Origin of the sequence: Micromonospora sp. NPDC051006, from assembly GCF_044456245.1 — a bacterium.
GTDB lineage: Bacteria > Actinomycetota > Actinomycetes > Mycobacteriales > Micromonosporaceae > Micromonospora.
In genome coordinates this window covers 29,072-44,485 of record NZ_JBITFP010000003.1, presented here as the reverse complement: position 1 = coordinate 44,485, position 15,414 = coordinate 29,072, and the positions used below count along the sequence as shown (strand labels likewise).

Annotated in this window: 15 protein-coding genes and 1 pseudogene; 10 read left to right on the top strand and 6 right to left on the bottom strand. The window is 73.3% G+C overall.

Features of this window, described 5'->3' with window-relative positions; genetic code table 11:
* The 4 genes from ilvA to ACIBBA_RS06535 all read right to left on the bottom strand — a co-directional run.
* Positions 1-1,323, bottom strand: a 1,323-nt coding sequence (gene ilvA, locus ACIBBA_RS06550; protein WP_396694408.1) for a threonine ammonia-lyase, incomplete at its 3' end; no start/stop codon positions are given.
* Positions 1,320-2,153: a DUF4328 domain-containing protein gene (locus tag ACIBBA_RS06545; RefSeq protein ID WP_396694406.1), complete on the bottom strand. Its 834-nt coding sequence runs from the start codon at positions 2,151-2,153 to the stop codon at positions 1,320-1,322. The genes ACIBBA_RS06545 and ilvA, both read right to left, overlap by 4 nt.
* Positions 2,154-2,289: 136 nt before the next feature.
* The gene (locus ACIBBA_RS06540) at positions 2,290-3,699 is read right to left on the bottom strand and encodes an amidase (protein WP_396694404.1); all 1,410 of its coding nucleotides are present in this window, start codon (positions 3,697-3,699) and stop codon (positions 2,290-2,292) included.
* A gap of 16 nt (positions 3,700-3,715) precedes the next feature.
* The gene (locus tag ACIBBA_RS06535; protein WP_350867219.1) at positions 3,716-4,858 is read right to left on the bottom strand and encodes a cystathionine gamma-synthase; all 1,143 of its coding nucleotides are present in this window, start codon (positions 4,856-4,858) and stop codon (positions 3,716-3,718) included.
* Positions 4,859-4,952: 94 nt separating this feature from the next.
* Between ACIBBA_RS06535 and ACIBBA_RS06530 the strand changes: the two genes are divergently transcribed.
* From ACIBBA_RS06530 to ACIBBA_RS06500, 7 genes are all read left to right on the top strand, one after another.
* On the top strand, positions 4,953-5,282 hold the full coding sequence (locus tag ACIBBA_RS06530; protein ID WP_396694402.1) for a hypothetical protein: 330 nt from the start codon (positions 4,953-4,955) through the stop codon (positions 5,280-5,282).
* Entirely contained in the window at positions 5,282-5,974 is a 693-nt protein-coding gene (locus ACIBBA_RS06525) for a nucleotidyl transferase AbiEii/AbiGii toxin family protein (RefSeq protein ID WP_396694400.1), read from the top strand. Before ACIBBA_RS06530 ends, ACIBBA_RS06525 begins: the two co-directional genes overlap by 1 nt.
* Positions 5,975-6,027: 53 nt before the next feature.
* Positions 6,028-6,438 (top strand): HIT family protein, encoded by a 411-nt coding sequence (locus ACIBBA_RS06520; RefSeq protein WP_396694398.1) that lies wholly within the window; start codon positions 6,028-6,030, stop codon positions 6,436-6,438.
* 134 nt (positions 6,439-6,572) lie between these two features.
* Positions 6,573-7,235 (top strand): peptide-methionine (S)-S-oxide reductase MsrA, encoded by a 663-nt coding sequence (gene msrA / locus ACIBBA_RS06515; protein ID WP_396694396.1) that lies wholly within the window; start codon positions 6,573-6,575, stop codon positions 7,233-7,235.
* A 395-nt stretch (positions 7,236-7,630) separates the two neighbouring features.
* Positions 7,631-8,560, top strand: coding sequence for a ribonuclease Z (locus ACIBBA_RS06510; protein ID WP_396694394.1), 930 nt, complete (start codon positions 7,631-7,633; stop codon positions 8,558-8,560).
* Positions 8,557-9,066 (top strand): GNAT family N-acetyltransferase, encoded by a 510-nt coding sequence (locus ACIBBA_RS06505; protein WP_396694392.1) that lies wholly within the window; start codon positions 8,557-8,559, stop codon positions 9,064-9,066. Before ACIBBA_RS06510 ends, ACIBBA_RS06505 begins: the two co-directional genes overlap by 4 nt.
* 95 nt (positions 9,067-9,161) lie before the next feature.
* Positions 9,162-10,118, top strand: a complete 957-nt coding sequence (locus ACIBBA_RS06500; RefSeq protein WP_350867233.1) for a trypsin-like peptidase domain-containing protein — start codon at positions 9,162-9,164, stop codon at positions 10,116-10,118.
* Positions 10,119-10,224: 106 nt separating this feature from the next.
* On the opposite strand, the gene ACIBBA_RS06495 is transcribed toward ACIBBA_RS06500, so the two are convergent.
* Together ACIBBA_RS06495 and ACIBBA_RS06490 are read right to left on the bottom strand one after the other, a co-directional pair.
* Complete coding sequence (locus tag ACIBBA_RS06495; RefSeq protein ID WP_357048680.1) at positions 10,225-11,595, bottom strand: cystathionine beta-synthase; 1,371 nt, start codon at positions 11,593-11,595, stop codon at positions 10,225-10,227.
* 81 nt (positions 11,596-11,676) lie between these two features.
* Positions 11,677-12,033: a YkvA family protein gene (locus ACIBBA_RS06490; protein WP_396694389.1), complete on the bottom strand. Its 357-nt coding sequence runs from the start codon at positions 12,031-12,033 to the stop codon at positions 11,677-11,679.
* A gap of 170 nt (positions 12,034-12,203) precedes the next feature.
* On the opposite strand from ACIBBA_RS06490, the pseudogene ACIBBA_RS06485 reads away from it, so the two are divergent.
* The 3 genes and pseudogenes from ACIBBA_RS06485 to ACIBBA_RS06475 all read left to right on the top strand — a co-directional run.
* Positions 12,204-13,261, top strand: a pseudogene (locus tag ACIBBA_RS06485) (SGNH/GDSL hydrolase family protein); the annotation flags it as partial.
* The gene (locus tag ACIBBA_RS06480; RefSeq protein WP_350867240.1) at positions 13,250-14,053 is read left to right on the top strand and encodes an SGNH/GDSL hydrolase family protein; all 804 of its coding nucleotides are present in this window, start codon (positions 13,250-13,252) and stop codon (positions 14,051-14,053) included. The pseudogene ACIBBA_RS06485 and the gene ACIBBA_RS06480, both read left to right, overlap by 12 nt.
* Positions 14,054-14,140: 87 nt before the next feature.
* The gene (locus ACIBBA_RS06475) at positions 14,141-15,403 is read left to right on the top strand and encodes an acetyl-CoA C-acetyltransferase (protein ID WP_396694387.1); all 1,263 of its coding nucleotides are present in this window, start codon (positions 14,141-14,143) and stop codon (positions 15,401-15,403) included.
* Positions 15,404-15,414: the final 11 nt, after the last annotated feature.

The following is a 15,414-nucleotide window of genomic DNA, read 5'->3' as shown; positions in this document are numbered from 1 at the left end:
CCCGGGGCACCCGTCCCGCCCGTGGCCGGGCCGGGCGGGGGGGGGGGCCCCCCCCCCCCCCCCCCCCCCCCCCCCGGGGGCGGCGGGCCCCCCCCCCCCCCCCCCCCCCTCGCCCGCGAAGACCACCTGGTAGCCGCTCGCCCGCAGGGCGCTGATCAGCGTGTCCGAGTGCTGCACGCCCCGGGTCTCCACCGACAGCGCCACCTCCACCTCGCCGAGGTGCAGGTGCGGGTTGGCCCGCTGGTGCTCCACGTCCACCACGTTCGCCCGGTGCTCGGCGATCTCGCCGAGCAGCGAGGCGAGCTGGCCCGGGCGGTCCGAGCAGCGCACCGTGAGCCGCAGGTAACGGCCGGCGGCGGCGAGCCCGTGCTCGATCACCCGCAGCAACAGCAGCGGGTCGATGTTCCCGCCGGAGAGCACCGCCACCACCGGGGTCTCCACCTGCACCGACCCGGCCAGCAGCGCGGCGACGCCGACCGCCCCGGCCGGCTCCACCACCTGCTTGCTCCGCTCCAGCAGCATCAGCAGCGCCCGGGAGATGTCCTCCTCCGACACGGTCACCACCTCGTCCACCAGCTTGCGCACGTGGCTGAAGGTGAGATCGCCGGGCCGACCGACCGCGATGCCGTCGGCGATGGTGCTGAACGCCGGCAGCCGGACCGGCTCGCCGGCGAGCAGCGAGGGCGGGTACGCCGCCGCGCCGGCCGCCTGCACCCCGATCACCCGGACGTCCGGGCGCAGCGCCTTGGCGGCCACCGCGATCCCGGAGACCAGCCCACCGCCGCCCACCCCGGTGACGATCGTCCTCACGTCCGGGCACTGTTCGAGGATCTCCAGGGCCACCGTGCCCTGCCCGGCGATCACATCCGGGTGGTCGAACGGGTGGATCAGCACCGCCCCGGTCCGCTCGGCGAAGGTCTGCGCCGCGACCAGCGACTCGTCGACCGTGGCACCGACCAGTTCGATCTGCGCGCCGTACCCCTTGGTGGCGGCCACCTTCGGCAGCGGCGCACCCACCGGCATGAAGACCGTGGCGTGCGTACCGACCAGGCCGGCGGCGAGGGCCACCCCCTGGGCGTGGTTGCCGGCGCTCGCCGCCACCACGCCCCGGGCCCGCTCCTCCGCCGACAGCCGGGAGATCCGCACGTACGCGCCACGCACCTTGTACGAGCCGGCGCGCTGGACGTTCTCGCACTTGAGCCAGGTGGGCCCGCCGAGCACCGCGCTGAGTGGCCGGGAGGGCTCCAGCGGGGTGGTCCGGGTAACGCCGGCGAGCAGTTCCCGCGCGGCCTGTACGTCGGCGAGACCGACCAGTTCGTTCATGCCCCGATCGTGCCATCCGATCCCGGCGGGGCCGGCGGGGACACCGGCGTCGCACCGGCCTGCACCTGCGGCGACGGCGCCGTCACCGGCTGCGGATGGGCGGGCATCCCGGGCGTGCCCGGCGGCAGTTGCATCCCTGGGACGATCGACCAGGCGGGGGTGGCGCGGGCGATGCGGTCCTGCTGGGCGGCCGAGATCCGCTGGACCAGCACGATGAACGCGACCGCGGCGACCAGGCAGGCCAGCGCGGGCACCAGGTGCCGGCCGACCATCTGCTGGTAGTGGTCGACGTACGCCTGGAAGTCGGCGTCGGTGGAGGGCGACTCCGGCAACCGGACGGCCGCCACCTCGTCCTTCATGTCGACCACCCGCTCCCCGACGCTGAAGACCAGCCAGGCGATCCACCAGAGCGCGACCAGTCCACCGGTGCCGCGCCGGAGGCTGTCCCGGGCGATGTTGGCCACCACCCGGGCCGGCACCACGAAGTTGACGAAGGGCACCAGCCACCCGGCGATCGCCCAGCCGGCGCCCATCGAGGGCAGCGCGCCCGGGAAGACGTCGGTGTTCTTGCGCGCCCGCCACGTCCAGATGACGACCAGCACCGCCGCGGTCACGTAGGCCAGCAGGAAGGGCACGGTCAGCGCCAGCTCGACGAGCACCGCGCCGAGCAGCTTGTCGGCATCCCGGTCGTCCGCGGCCTGCTGGACGAGCACCCGCCCGTAGATCGGAAAGAGCTCCGCCAGCAGGAAGAACAGCGTGGTCACGCCGACCGCGATCGAGGCGGCCAAGCCGATGCCACGCACCCCGTAGGTCGGAAGCCCCTGCGTCACGGCCGGCTGGCCGATCGGCGTCCGGCAGGTCTGACACTCGTTGAAGCTCGGGGACGTGGCGTCCCCACAGGTCTGGCACAGCATGGTGACCATCCAGGGTGCGGCGCGTGGGGGTGCGCGCGCACACGCTAGACGATCATGCGACGGCCGGCGACCCCGTGCCGACCCGCGGATAGCCGGGGGCGTGCCGGGACCACGGGGCGGCCATCTCGAACTGACCGGCCACCCCGAGCAGCAGCAGCTCCGAGCCGGGTGGCCCGACGAGCTGCACGGCCACCGGCAGTCCGTCCGGGCGGCGTCCGACCGGTACCACGATCGACGGCAGACCGGCGATGTTCCACGGCGCGGCGAACGGGGCGTACCGGATGTTGGCCGCCATGTTGGCCCGCCAGGACCGGCCGGACCAGACGGCGGCCTCCGGCGGCGGACCGGCCAACGCAGGGGTGAGCAGCAGGTCGATCGAGTGGTCGGTGAAGAAGCCGATGGACCGCTCCCGCCAGGCGGCCCGGTCGGCCTCCCGGACGTACCCGCGCCGTTGCGCCCATTCGCCGAGCGCGACGTGCCGGCGGCTGCGCGGTTGCAGGTCGCGGCGCTGGATCCCGGAGGCCCGGACGTCCGCGGCCGCCGCGGCGAACCAGGTGGCGATGCCCTGAAGGCCGAGCCGGGTCGGGTAGACCGGATTCGCCGGCACGGTGTCGTGACCGGCGGCGGCGAGCAACCGGCCGGCGGTGGCGACCGCGTCCCGGTTGGGCGCGTCCGGCGAGACGCCGCGCACCGGCGAGCGGAGCGAGACGCCGACCCGCAGCCGCTGCGGCGGCACCAGCTTCTCCGTACGCCGCCCCGCCAGCACCGAGAAGCCCACCGCGGCGTCGGCGACCGTGGTGGTCAACATGCCGTGCTCGGTGAGGCCGAACCAGTCGTCCGCGCCGAGCTGGCACGGGATCACGCCCCGACCGGGCTTGAGCCCGACCAGACCGCAGCAGGCCGCCGGGATGCGGATCGAGCCGAGGCCGTCGTTGCCGTGCGCGATCGGCACCAGCCCGGCGGCCACCGCGGCCGCGGCGCCGCCGGACGAGCCGCCCGGCGTACGCCCGGTGTCCCACGGATTCCGGGTCACCCCGGTGTCGTCGTCGGTGAGCGCCCAGAGGCCGAGCTCCGGCATCCGGGTAACCCCGAGGATCACCGCACCGGCGCCGCGCAGCCGGCGGACCACCTCGTGGTCGGCCTCGGCGACTCCGGTACGCACCGCCGCCGAGCCGTTCCAGGTGGGCAGGCCGGCGACGGGGGTGTTCTCCTTGACCGCCACCGGCACCCCGGCCAGCGGAAGGTTGGCGAGGTCCTCCTGCTCGTCGACCTTCTCCGCCTCGGTGATCGCCTCCCCGCCGCGGACCGCCCGGAACGCGGCGAGCTCGGCGTCGGCCCGGGAGATGTGGTCGAGGTGGTCGGCCACCACCTGGGTGGCGGAGACGTCGCCCCGCCGTACGCCGCGAGCGATCTGCTTCGCGGTCGCCCCCACCCAGGTCGGCATGATGTCCTGCACGGCCACCCTCCCCAGCCAGCGGTCAGCCCAGCGCCTGCTCCAGATCAGCGAGCAGGTCCTCGACCGTCTCGATGCCGACAGACAGTCGCACGAGATCGCCGGGAACTTCAAGCGGCGAGCCGGCAGCACTTGCGTGTGTCATCCGGCCCGGGTGCTCGATCAGCGATTCCACCCCACCGAGCGACTCGGCGAGTACGAAGAGCTTGGCCCGGTTGCAGATCTCGACCGCGTGCTCCTCGCCCCCGGCCGCCCGGAAGGAGATCATGCCGCCGAACCGGCGCATCTGCTTCGCGGCCACCTCGTGGCCGGGGTGCGAGGGCAGCCCCGGGTAGATCACCTGGGACACCTTGGCGTGCCCGTCGAGGTAGGCGGCGAGCCGCTCCGCGTTGTCGCAGTGCCGGTCCATCCGTACGCCCAGGGTCTTGATGCCGCGCAGGGTGAGCCAGGCGTCGAACGGCCCGTTGATCGCGCCCATCGCGTTCTGGTGATAGCGCAGCTCCTCGCCGAGCCCGGCGTCGGCGGCGATCAGCGCGCCACCGACCACGTCGGAGTGCCCGCCGATGTACTTGGTGGTGGAGTGCACCACCACGTCGGCGCCGTGCGCGATCGGCTGCTGCAGGTACGGCGAGGCGAAGGTGTTGTCGACCACCAGCAGGGCGCCCGCGTCGTGCGCGATGGTCGCCAGCGCGGCGATGTCGGCGATGCCGAGCAGCGGGTTGGTCGGCGTCTCCACCCAGACGATCTTCGTCCGGCCGGGCTGCACGGCGGCGCGGATCGCGTCGGGGTCAGAGACCTTCGCCGGGGTGAAGTCCAGGCCCCACCGCTCCACGACGCGGGCGAAGAGCCGGTAGGTGCCGCCGTACGCGTCGTCCGGGATGACCACGTGGTCACCCGGCTTGCAGACGGTCCGCAGCAGCGTGTCCTCGGCGGCCAGTCCGCTGGCGAAGGCCAGCCCGACCGGCCCGCCCTCCAGCGCGGCCAGGCACTCCTGGAGCGCGTCCCGGGTCGGGTTGCCGGAGCGGCTGTACTCGTAGCCGAGGCGCGGCGCCCCGACGGCGTCCTGTGCGTACGTGCTGGTCTGGAAGATAGGTGTGATCACCGCGCCGGTGCGGGCCTCAGGGTCCTGACCGGCGTGGATGGCGAGCGTCTCGAAGCCGTGACTCATTCCCGTGACGTTAGTCCGCCACCCGTACGCATCGGGCGCAACCCGGCGCGGGTCACGTCAGCGCCGTGTCGTACCGGTCGGTGATACTGGCTTCGTGACCTCGACCGCCGCCCTGCCCTCCCGCCTGATCGGCGCGGCAGACCGCATCCCGGCCTCGCTCGAACTGCTGGCCGGGCCGGAAACCGGCCGCGTGGAGCTTCCCGTCCGATTGGCCTGGTCCGGGCCGAACGACTTCGACGTCACCGACCCACGGCAGCGATTGACCCTCTACTGCCTCCTGCTCGACTGCGGGCAGCGCGATGACGTCATTCGTTACGTCAACGCCGGGTTGCTGCGACAGGACTGGCCGCGCATCCGGCGGCTGACCGCCCGACGGGTGATCTCCCTCTGGGAACGGCTGCTGCCCGACCTCGCGACTGCCTGATGGACGCCCTGCACCGCCAACTACTTGAGATCGGCTTCGAGGCTGGTGACGATCTCGGTCTGGTGCTGGCTGGCGGGTACGCCATGTGTGCGCACGAGTTGCTCGACCGGCCTTCGCAGGACATCGACTTCGCCACCGCTACCGCGCTACCACTTTCGGCGGTGGTGAACCGGCTCTCCGCCGCCTTCTCGGGCGCCGGTTTCGTCACCCAGATCATCGAGGTCACTCCTCGGATGGCCCGAATGGTGGTGTCTGACGCGACAGGCTCGTGCGAGGTGGATCTGCTCAAGGAAGCACTTGGGCCGCCAGCCCGGTTGAGCATTGGTCCGGTCCTCGCGTTCGAGGACGCGGTCGGGCTGAAGGTACGCGCCCTGCACGACCGGGCCGCTCATCGTGACTTCATTGACATCCACGCCGCGAACGGCCGGCTCGAGTGGGCCGAGCTGGAACGGCTCGGCGCTCGTCACACCGCCGGCTTCTCATTGGAGGAGCTGGCCGATCGGCTTGGCGCCGTCGATGAGCGGGACGGACGCACATTCCGGTCCTACGGCCTCAGCGACTCCGAAGTCACGGAGCTGCGAAGCTGGGCGAGACGGTGGGAGTCCGACATCAGGGTCCGCCTGGCGACCGGCGAAACCGGCCCGGCCGGAATCGCCGAGAGCGAGTGGGAAAGCTACCTGGACGAACGATGATGATCACGCGGGCGGGGCGGGCGGTTCAGCGGCGACGGCACTAGCCTGGGTCGGTGGCCGGGTGCGTGTTCTGCGGGATCGTCGCGGGTGAGGTGCCCGCGTTCCGGGTCGTCGACGTCCCGGACGGGGTGGGTTTCCTGGACACCCGGCCGGTCTTCCGGGGCCATGTGCTGGTGGTGCCGCGTACCCACCTGGTGACGCTGGCCGAGCTGCCGGGGGAGGGCCTGGCCGGCTACTTCGGTCTGGTCCAGCGGGTGGCGGTGGCGGTGGAGTCCGGCCTGGGAGCCGGTGGGACGTTCGTGGCGATGAACAACAAGGTGTCCCAGTCCGTCCCGCACCTGCACACCCACGTCGTACCCCGGACCAAGGGCGACGGGCTGCGCGGCTTCTTCTGGCCACGCACCCGCTACACCGACGACGCCGAGGCGCAGGAGTACGCGGACCGCATTGGCGCCGTGCTCTGACCGGCAGGAGATTTCGGTACGAACCGTCCAAGATCTCTCCCACCCCTCGTGGCTGCCTGACTCGGGGTGCAGCGGGTAAGGGTGAGGGACCCGCCGGTGTTACACGCTGGGAGAGGTACGAGAGGAGTCCCACCGTGTTCCTGCGCCGAATGAAGGCCGAGATGATTTCTCCCGACCAGGCCCTGTCGGGCCGCCCGATCTCGATGCCGGTCGCCGACCGGCACGAGGTGCTGGGCACCCCGCTGAAGGGCCCGTTCCCCGAGGGCAGCCAGATCGCCGTCTTCGGCATGGGGTGCTTCTGGGGTGCCGAGCGACTGTTCTGGACCCTGCCCGGAGTGATCACCACCTCCGCCGGCTACGCGGGCGGCTACACGCCGAATCCGACGTACGAGGAGGTCTGCTCGGGGCGGACCGGGCACACCGAGGCGGTTCAGGTCGTCTACGACCCCTCCAAGATCAGCTACGAGGATCTGCTGAAGGTCTTCTGGGAGAACCACGACCCGACCCAGGGCATGCGCCAGGGCAACGACGTGGGCACCCAGTACCGGTCGGCGATCTACGCCAGCACCGACGAGCAGTTGGCCACCGCGATCGCCTCCCGCGACGCGTTCGCACCGATCGTGGCCCGCGCCGGTAAGGGCGAGATCACCACGGAGATCGACCGGCTCGGCAGCTACTACCTGGCCGAGGACTACCACCAGCAGTATCTGGCGCCGACGAAGAACCCCAACGGGTACTGCAACCACGGCCCGAACGGGCTGAGCTGCCCGGTGGGCGTGGCCCGTACCGCCGGCTGACCCGCCCCCATCTGGGCGATCCCGATGCCCGGCCGCCGACGAGGCGGCCGGGCATTCCCGTTTCCCCCTGTGATCGAAATCCGTTGCCGAGCCGCGCGGGGAGTCGATAGCGTGGCGGTACACGCGAAAGGAGGTGGTCCAGACTTGTATAGCAATCGGACTCGTGAGGTGGCTGTCCGCTAGCCGCTGTCCTCGACAGTGATCACGTCCGTCGCGAGGCGGGCACTGCACCATCGTCGAGACCGTGTGGCAGCGGTGCGGCGAAACCACGACAGCCACCCGACCCCCGGGGCGCCGGCCCAGTCCAGCCGGCCCGCGCGCAAGCGCGGACGCCCCGGGGGTCGCTTTATCTGCCGGCAGAGCCGCGCCGGTCAGCTCAGCCACAGGAGTTCACCGTGTCGATGCGCGAGTTGGTGGTGCTCGGGACGGCCAGTCAGGCGCCGACCCGCCAGCGCAACCACAACGGGTACGTGCTCCGCTGGGACGACGAGGTGATCCTCTTCGACCCGGGCGAGGGCAGCCAGCGGCAGCTGCTGCACACCACGGTCACGGCGACCGACCTGACCCGGATCTGCGTCACCCACTTCCACGGTGACCACTGCCTAGGCCTGCCCGGCACCATCCAGCGCCTCTCCCTGGACCGGGTGCCGCACCCGGTCGCGGTGCACTTCCCGGCCGGCGGCGCCGAGTACTTCGCCCGACTCCGGCACGCCACCTCCTTCTACGAGACCGCCGAGTTGCGCGTCGAGCCGATCGAGGCGGACGGGCAGCGGATCGCGCTAGGCGGCGGCACGCTGGAGGCCCGCCGGCTACGGCACCCCATCGAGACGTACGGCTACCGGCTGGTCGAGCCGGACGGCTGCCGGATGCTGCCGGAGAAGCTGGCCGCGTACGGGATCGCCGGGCCGGCCGTCGGCGAGCTGATCCGGGTCGGCCACCTCGACCTGGACGGGCGTCGGATCACCCGCGACGAGGTGAGCCTCCCCCGGCCGGGTCAGCGGTTCGCCTTCGTGATGGACACCGGCCTCTGCGACGGCGTCTACGCCCTGGCCGAACACGCGGACCTGCTGGTGATCGAGTCGACCTTCCTCGAATCGGAGGCCGCGCTCGCCGCCGAGGTCGGCCACCTCACCGCGGCGCAGGCCGCCCGGGTGGCGGCCGAGTCGGGGGTACGCCGGCTGGTTCTCACCCACTTCTCCCAGCGGTATTCGGACCCGCTCCGGTTCCACGACGAGGCCCGCGCGCACTTCGACGGCGAGCTGGTGGTCGCCGAGGACCTGACCACCGTGCAGGTGCCGCCGCGCCGGGTAACCTCGCCCCGGTGACCGTCATCCTTCGCCGGGCCACGGCCGACGACCTTCTGGCGGTCGGCGCGCTGCATCAGCACTCCCGGGTCGCCACCTACTCGTCCTTCCTGCCGCCCGAGGCGCTCGCCGAGCCGACGCCGGAGGCGATGGGGCGCTACTGGGCCGAACGGTGGGTCTGGGAGCGGGACGACCACCTGATGACCGTCGCCGAACGCGACGGCACGCTGGTCGGCTTCAGCTACGTCGGCCCGGACGACGAGGGCGACCCGGCGACCGGCCTGCTCAACGCCATCCACCTCGACCCCGCCGAGCGGGGACGCGGCGTGGGCCGGGAACTGATGATCGACGCGCTGGACACCATGCGGAGCCGGGGCTGGCGCCGGGCGGTGCTCTGGGTGCTCGCGCAGAACGATTCCGCCCGCCGGTTCTACGAACGCGGCGGGTGGACGCCGACCGGCGCGAAGCGGGAGGACCTGATCGGCCCCGCGGTCACCACCCAGCTGCGCTACGCCCGCCCACTGTGACCCGCCAGAACGCGGTGACCACCGCCCGCGGTGACCGGCCGTTCGCTCTGAGCTGATCCGGGCATGCCCGTCGATCCGGCCGCGTTGCTCGGGTCATGGACACCGAGCACACCGCGCCGGAGCCGACCGAGGCCGCCGCTCTGGACGCGTACTCCCAGGTGGTCACCGGCGTGGCGGCCCGGGTGCTGCCCAGCGTGGCCGCCCTGTCGGTGCGGACCGCGCGCGGGGCCGGCGCCGGTTCCGCGGTCACCGTGGGCACCGACGGCCTGCTGTTGACCAGCGCGCACGTGGTGCAGGGCGCGCAGGACGGGTCGGCCGCCTTCGCCGACGGCACCGAGACCCGGTTCCGGGTGGTCGGCGCCGATCCGTTGTCGGACCTCGCCGTGCTGCGGGTCGAGGAGACCACCGTGCCGCCGGTCGAGCTGGGCGACGCCGACGGGCTGCGGATCGGCCAGCTGGTGGTCGCCGTGGGCAACCCGATGGGGCTGGCCGGCTCGGTGACCGCGGGCGTGGTCTCCGGGCTGGGCCGCTCGCTGCCGGCCCGGGACGGCCGGGTCACCCGGCTCATCGAGGACGTGATCCAGACCGACGCGGCGCTGAACCCGGGCAACTCCGGCGGGGCGCTGGCCGACTCGGCCGGCCGGGTGATCGGGGTGAACACGGCGGTCGCCGGGTACGGGCTCGGGTTGGCGGTGCCGATCAACGCCACCACCCGGCAGATCATCGCCGACCTCACCGCCCACGGCCGGGTCCGCCGGGCGTGGCTGGGGGTGGCCGGCGTGCCGGTGCCGCTCCCGCCCGAGGTGACCGCACGGACCGGCCAGCGGCGCGGCCTGCGGGTGGTGGAGGTCGTTCCGGGCAGCCCGGCCGGGTTGGCCGGGATCTACCTGGGCGACGTGATCCTCTCCGCCGGCGACCGTCCGGTCCGCGACGGTCAGGGCCTGCAACGGCTCATGCTCGGCCCGGCCATCGGCGCCCGGCTCCCGGTGACGGTGCTGCGCAAGGGCGCCTTGGTCGACGTGGTGGCCGTCCCCACCGAACTCGCCCGCTGACGGGTGACCCGCGCGTCGGCGTGTCGCGCGCGGTCCGGCGCCCGTCCGTCACCACGGCACGACGGCGCCCTCCCAGCCGGGAGGGCGCCGTCGTGTCGTCGTCGGGTCAGTGCGCGCCGAGGTGGGCGAGCAGGTCCTGCCGGGTGAGCACGCCCTTGGGCTTGCCGTCGACCAGCACCAGCGCGGCGTCGGACTTCTCCAGCAGGCCGACCGCCTCGCTCACCGGCTGCCCGCCGCCGATCATCGGCAGTGGCGCGCCCATGTGCCGCTCGATCGTGTCGTGCAGGTGCGCCTGGCCGGTGAAGAGCGCGTCCAGCAGGTCCTTCTCGGCGATCGACCCGGCCACCTCGCCGGTGACCACCGGCGGCTCGGCCTTGAGCACCGGCAGCTGGGAGACGCCGTACTCGCGCATGTAGTCGATCGCGTCGCGGACCGTCTCGGTCGGGTGCACGTGCACCAGCTCGGGCAGGGCGCCCGGCTTGCTCGCCAGGGCGTCCGCCACGGTCGGCTCGGCGCCGGAGTTGTCCAGGAAGCCGTACCGGGCCATCCACGCGTCGTTGAAGATCTTGGAGAGGTAGCCCCGGCCGCCGTCCGGCAGCAGCACCACGACCACGTCGTCCGGGCCGGCCTTGCGGGCCACCTCCAGCGCGGCCACCACGGCCATCCCGCAGGAGCCGCCGACCAGCAGCCCCTCCTCGCGGGCCAGCCGCCGGGTCATCTCGAACGAGGCCTTGTCGGAGACCTCGACGATCTCGTCGGCGACCCCCCGGTCGTACGTCTGCGGCCAGAAGTCCTCGCCGACGCCCTCGACCAGGTAGGGCCGGCCGGTGCCGCCGGAGTAGACCGAGCCCTCCGGGTCGGCGCCGATGATCCGCACCCGCCCGTCGGAGGCCTCCTTCAGGTAGCGGCCGATGCCCGAGATGGTGCCGCCGGTGCCCACGCCGGCGACGAAGTGGGTGATCTCGCCCTCGGTCTGCTTCCACAGCTCCGGACCGGTGCTCTCGTAGTGCGAGCGCGGGTTGGCCGGGTGGCTGTACTGGTCCGGCTTCCAGGCGCCGGGGATCTCCCGGGCCAGCCGGTCGGAGACGTTGTAGTAGGAGCGCGGGTCCTCCGGGGCGACCGCCGTGGGGCAGACCACCACCTCGGCGCCGTACGCCCGCAGCACGTCCTGCTTGTCCTGGCTGACCTTGTCGGGGCAGACGAAGACGCACTTGTAGCCCTTGAGCTGGGCCACCAGGGCCAGCCCGACACCGGTGTTGCCGCTGGTCGGCTCGACGATGGTGCCGCCCGGGCGCAGGATGCCGGCCTTCTCGGCGTCCTCCACCATGCGCAACGCGATCCGGTCCTTCACCGAACCGCCCGGGTTCAGGTATTCCACCTTCGCCAGCACGGTGGCCTGGATGCCGGCCGTGACGTTGCGCAGCCGCACCAGGGGGGTGTTGCCGATCAGGTCGACGACGTTGTCGTAGTACTGCACCTCGATGTGTCCTTCTCTCGGCGCCGGCGACGGCGGCCGGGCAGGTGGTTCGGGGGTTCCCAGCGCCCAGGGTACGGCCCGTCAGGGCACCACACGCCCGGGGATGACGGAGTCGCGACGCGCCTCCCACTCCAGGAAGCGCTCGGTCTCGGCCAGCACGCTGCCGGCCAGCCAGGTGATCATGACCGCGTCGTCGGCCAGCCCGAAGATCGCCAACGGGATCTCCGGGAGCAGGTCGATCGGCGAGACGATGTACGCCGTCGCCGCGGTCATCAGGGCCAGCCGGAGGCCGCCGTCGTACTCGCCGCGTGTCGTCGCCCGGATCATCCGGGGCAGTGCCGCCAGCCGGCTGCCCAGCGACGGGCCGCCACGGGCCCCGGCGGCCAGGGCCCGGGCCAGGGCCGTGAAGGCCGCGCTCCGCTTCAGTGTCTTCCCCATCATCGTGCTCCTCTCCGGGGACAGCGTGGCGTCCTGACGCAAGCCCGCCGGACCGGTCGGCCCGCGCCGGAGTCACCCGGGAGAGACGTACCCAGAACGACGGTCCGCCAGCCACCCGTCTGCCGCTACGACGACAGCGCCGTGTCGGGCCGGCGCGATACTGTCGCGGTATGGGGGTGGCTGGTTCCGTCGTACCCGTTGGTCCGCGCTGGCGGCGCGCCCGGCGGATCGCCCGCCTGGCGGCGATCGGCACGGGTGCCACCGCGGCGGCCACGGTGGCGAGCGCCGGGGTGCTGATCGGCCAGGCCCGTCGCGCCCGCCGCACGATCCCGATGGCCGAGGCGCCGCCACCTCGCTGCGACGGGGTCTACGGCGCGAAGTTCCCCGGTGAGCCGCTCACGATGGTGGTGCTCGGCGACTCCTCGGCGGCCGGCTACGGGGTGCACCGCCGCCGGGAGACGCCCGGCGCGCTGCTCGCCACCGGCCTTTCCCGCCGCACCCAGCGTCCGGTGCGGCTGCACCGCTTCGCCGTGGTCGGAGCGATCTCCGCCGTGCTGCGCCACCAGGTCGAGGCGGCCCTGGAGTGCCGGCCGGACGTCGCGGTGATCCTCATCGGCGGCAACGACATCACCAACCGCACCCCGCACGCGCTCGCCGTCCGCTATCTGGTCGAGGTGGTCCGCACGCTGCGCGACGCCGGCTGCGAGGTGGTCGTCGGCACCTGCCCTGACCTGGGAGCGATCCAACCCATCCAGCCGCCGTTGCGCTGGCTGGCCCGGCGCTGGAGCCGACAGCTCGCCGCCGCGCAGACGGTGGCCGTGGTCGAGGCCGGCGGCTGGACGGTCTCCCTCGGCGACCTGCTCGGCCCACGGTTCGCGGCGGAGCCGGCCCGGATGTTCGCCTGGGACCGTTTCCACCCCTCCGCCGAGGGCTACGCGATGGCCGCCGCGGCGCTGCTGCCCACGGTGCTCTCCGCGCTCGACGCCGGGGCGGAGCGGCGAGCGCCGACCCCCGGTCAGGGCGTACGGTCGCTGCCGGAGGCGGCGCAGGAGGCGGCCCGGCACGCCGGCACGGAGGTCAGCGCCACCCAGGTCCGGGGGCGTGACCGCGGCCCGGCCGGCCGATGGGCGCAGCTGCGCCGGCGGGCGTTCTTCGGCGTCGGCACCGTGCCGCAGTCCGGCCCGGCCACCGACTCACCCACAGTGGAGGGACTGGCATGACCGAGCAGGACATCGCCACGAGGCTCGCCGGCCGGCTCGGTCGGGCGGCGATGCTCTCCCTGATCGCCGGCACCGTGGGCGGTGCCGCGGTCCTCGCCGGGGAGGCGTTCATCGCCCGACACCGGCGCTACGCCCAGCCGGAGCTGGGGCTCGCGCTGCGGGCCACGGTCGGCCGGGCCGGCGCGCCGCCGCTGCGGCTGGTCCTGCTCGGCGACTCGTCCGCCCTGGGCGTCGGGGTCGACCGGCTCGACGACACCATCGGCGGTCAGCTGGCCAACCTGCTGAGCGAGGGGCCCACCGGCCGGCTGGTGCACCTCTCCTGCGTCGGGGTCTCCGGCTCCCGCACGACCGACCTCGCCACCCAGGTGGCCCGCGCTCTGCTCGGTGAGCGTCCCGACGTGGCGCTGATCCTGATCGGTGCGAACGACGCCACCGGGCTGCGCCGCCCGTCCGACGTGTCGGCCTACCTGGGCGCGGCCGTGCACCGGCTCCGCGAGGCGCGGGTGGAGGTCGTCGTCGGCACCTGCCCGGATCTCGGCGCGGTCCGCGCGATCGCCCCGCCGCTGCGCCAACTGGTCGGCTGGTCCGGGCGGCGGATCGCCCGCGCCCAGACGGCCGCCGTGCTCGACGCCGGCGGCTCGGTGGTCGACCTGGGCACCGAGACCGGGCCGGTGTTCCGCGCCGACGCCAACACCCTCTGCCACGACGGTTACCACCCCTCCGCCGACGGCTACCGGGTCTGGGCGCACGCGCTGCTGCCCGCGGTCGCGGCCGCCGCGGCGGTCGCGTCCCGGCACTGACCCCGCCGAGGGAGGCGGCGGCGGGGTGACATTTCCCGCCGCCCGCGCGGCTTCCGCGCCAAGTTACCGGCGGGTTAACGTTGGCCCATGTCGACTGAGTCGTCCCGCGACGCCGTCATCGTCGCCACCGCCCGCTCCCCCATCGGCCGGGCCCAGAAGGGGTCCCTGCGCGACGTCCGACCGGACGACCTCGCCGCGACCATCGTCCAGGCCGCCCTCGACAAGCTCCCCCAGCTCGACCCAGGCGAGATCGACGACCTCTACCTCGGCTGCGGCCTGCCCGGCGGCGAGCAGGGCTTCAACATGGCCCGGGTGGTCGCCACGCTGATGGGCCTGGACACCCTGCCGGGCGCCACCCTCACCCGCTACTGCGCCTCCTCGTTGCAGACCACCCGGATGGCGATGCACGCGATCCGGGCCGGCGAGGGTGACGTCTTCATCTCCGCCGGCGTCGAAACCGTCTCCCGCTACGCCCGCGGCAACTCCGACGGCCTGCCCCCGCAGGCCCAGGCGCTGGTCGGCGGCGGCTGGGAGAACCCGCGCTTCGGCGCGGCGCGCGAGCGGTCGAAGGCTCGCGCCCAGGGTGGCGCCGAGGTCTGGTCCGACCCGCGCGAGTCCGGCGAGCTGCCGGACATCTACCTGACCATGGGTCAGACCGCGGAGAACCTGGCCCAGGTCCACGACGTGACCCGCGCCGACATGGACGAGTTCGGCGTACGCAGCCAGAACCTCGCCGAGAAGGCGATCGCGGACGGCTTCTGGGCCCGCGAGATCACCCCGGTGACCACCCCGGACGGCACGGTGGTCAGCACCGACGACGGCCCGCGCCCGGGGGTCACCCTGGCGGGCGTGGCCGGCCTGAAGCCGGTGTTCCGGCCCGACGGGCGGATCACCGCCGGCAACTGTTGCCCGCTCAACGACGGGGCCGCCGCGGTCGTGGTGATGAGCGCCCAGCGCGCCCGGGACCTCGGCATCACCCCGCTGGCCCGGATCGTCTCCACCGGCGTCACCGCGCTCTCCCCGGAGATCATGGGCCTCGGCCCGGTGGAGGCGTCCCGGCAGGCGCTCAAGCGGGCCGGGATGACCATCGACGACGTCGACCTGGTCGAGATCAACGAGGCGTTCGCCGCCCAGGTGATCCCGTCGTACCGGCAGCTGGACATCCCGCTGGAGAAGCTGAACGTGATGGGCGGGGCGATCGCCGTCGGTCACCCGTTCGGCATGACCGGCGCCCGGATCACCGGCACCCTGCTCAACGCCCTGGAGTGGCACGACGGGACCATCGGTCTGGAGACCATGTGCGTCGGCGGCGGCCAGGGCATGGCGATGGTGCTCGAACGGCTCAGCTGAGCCGTCCCGCC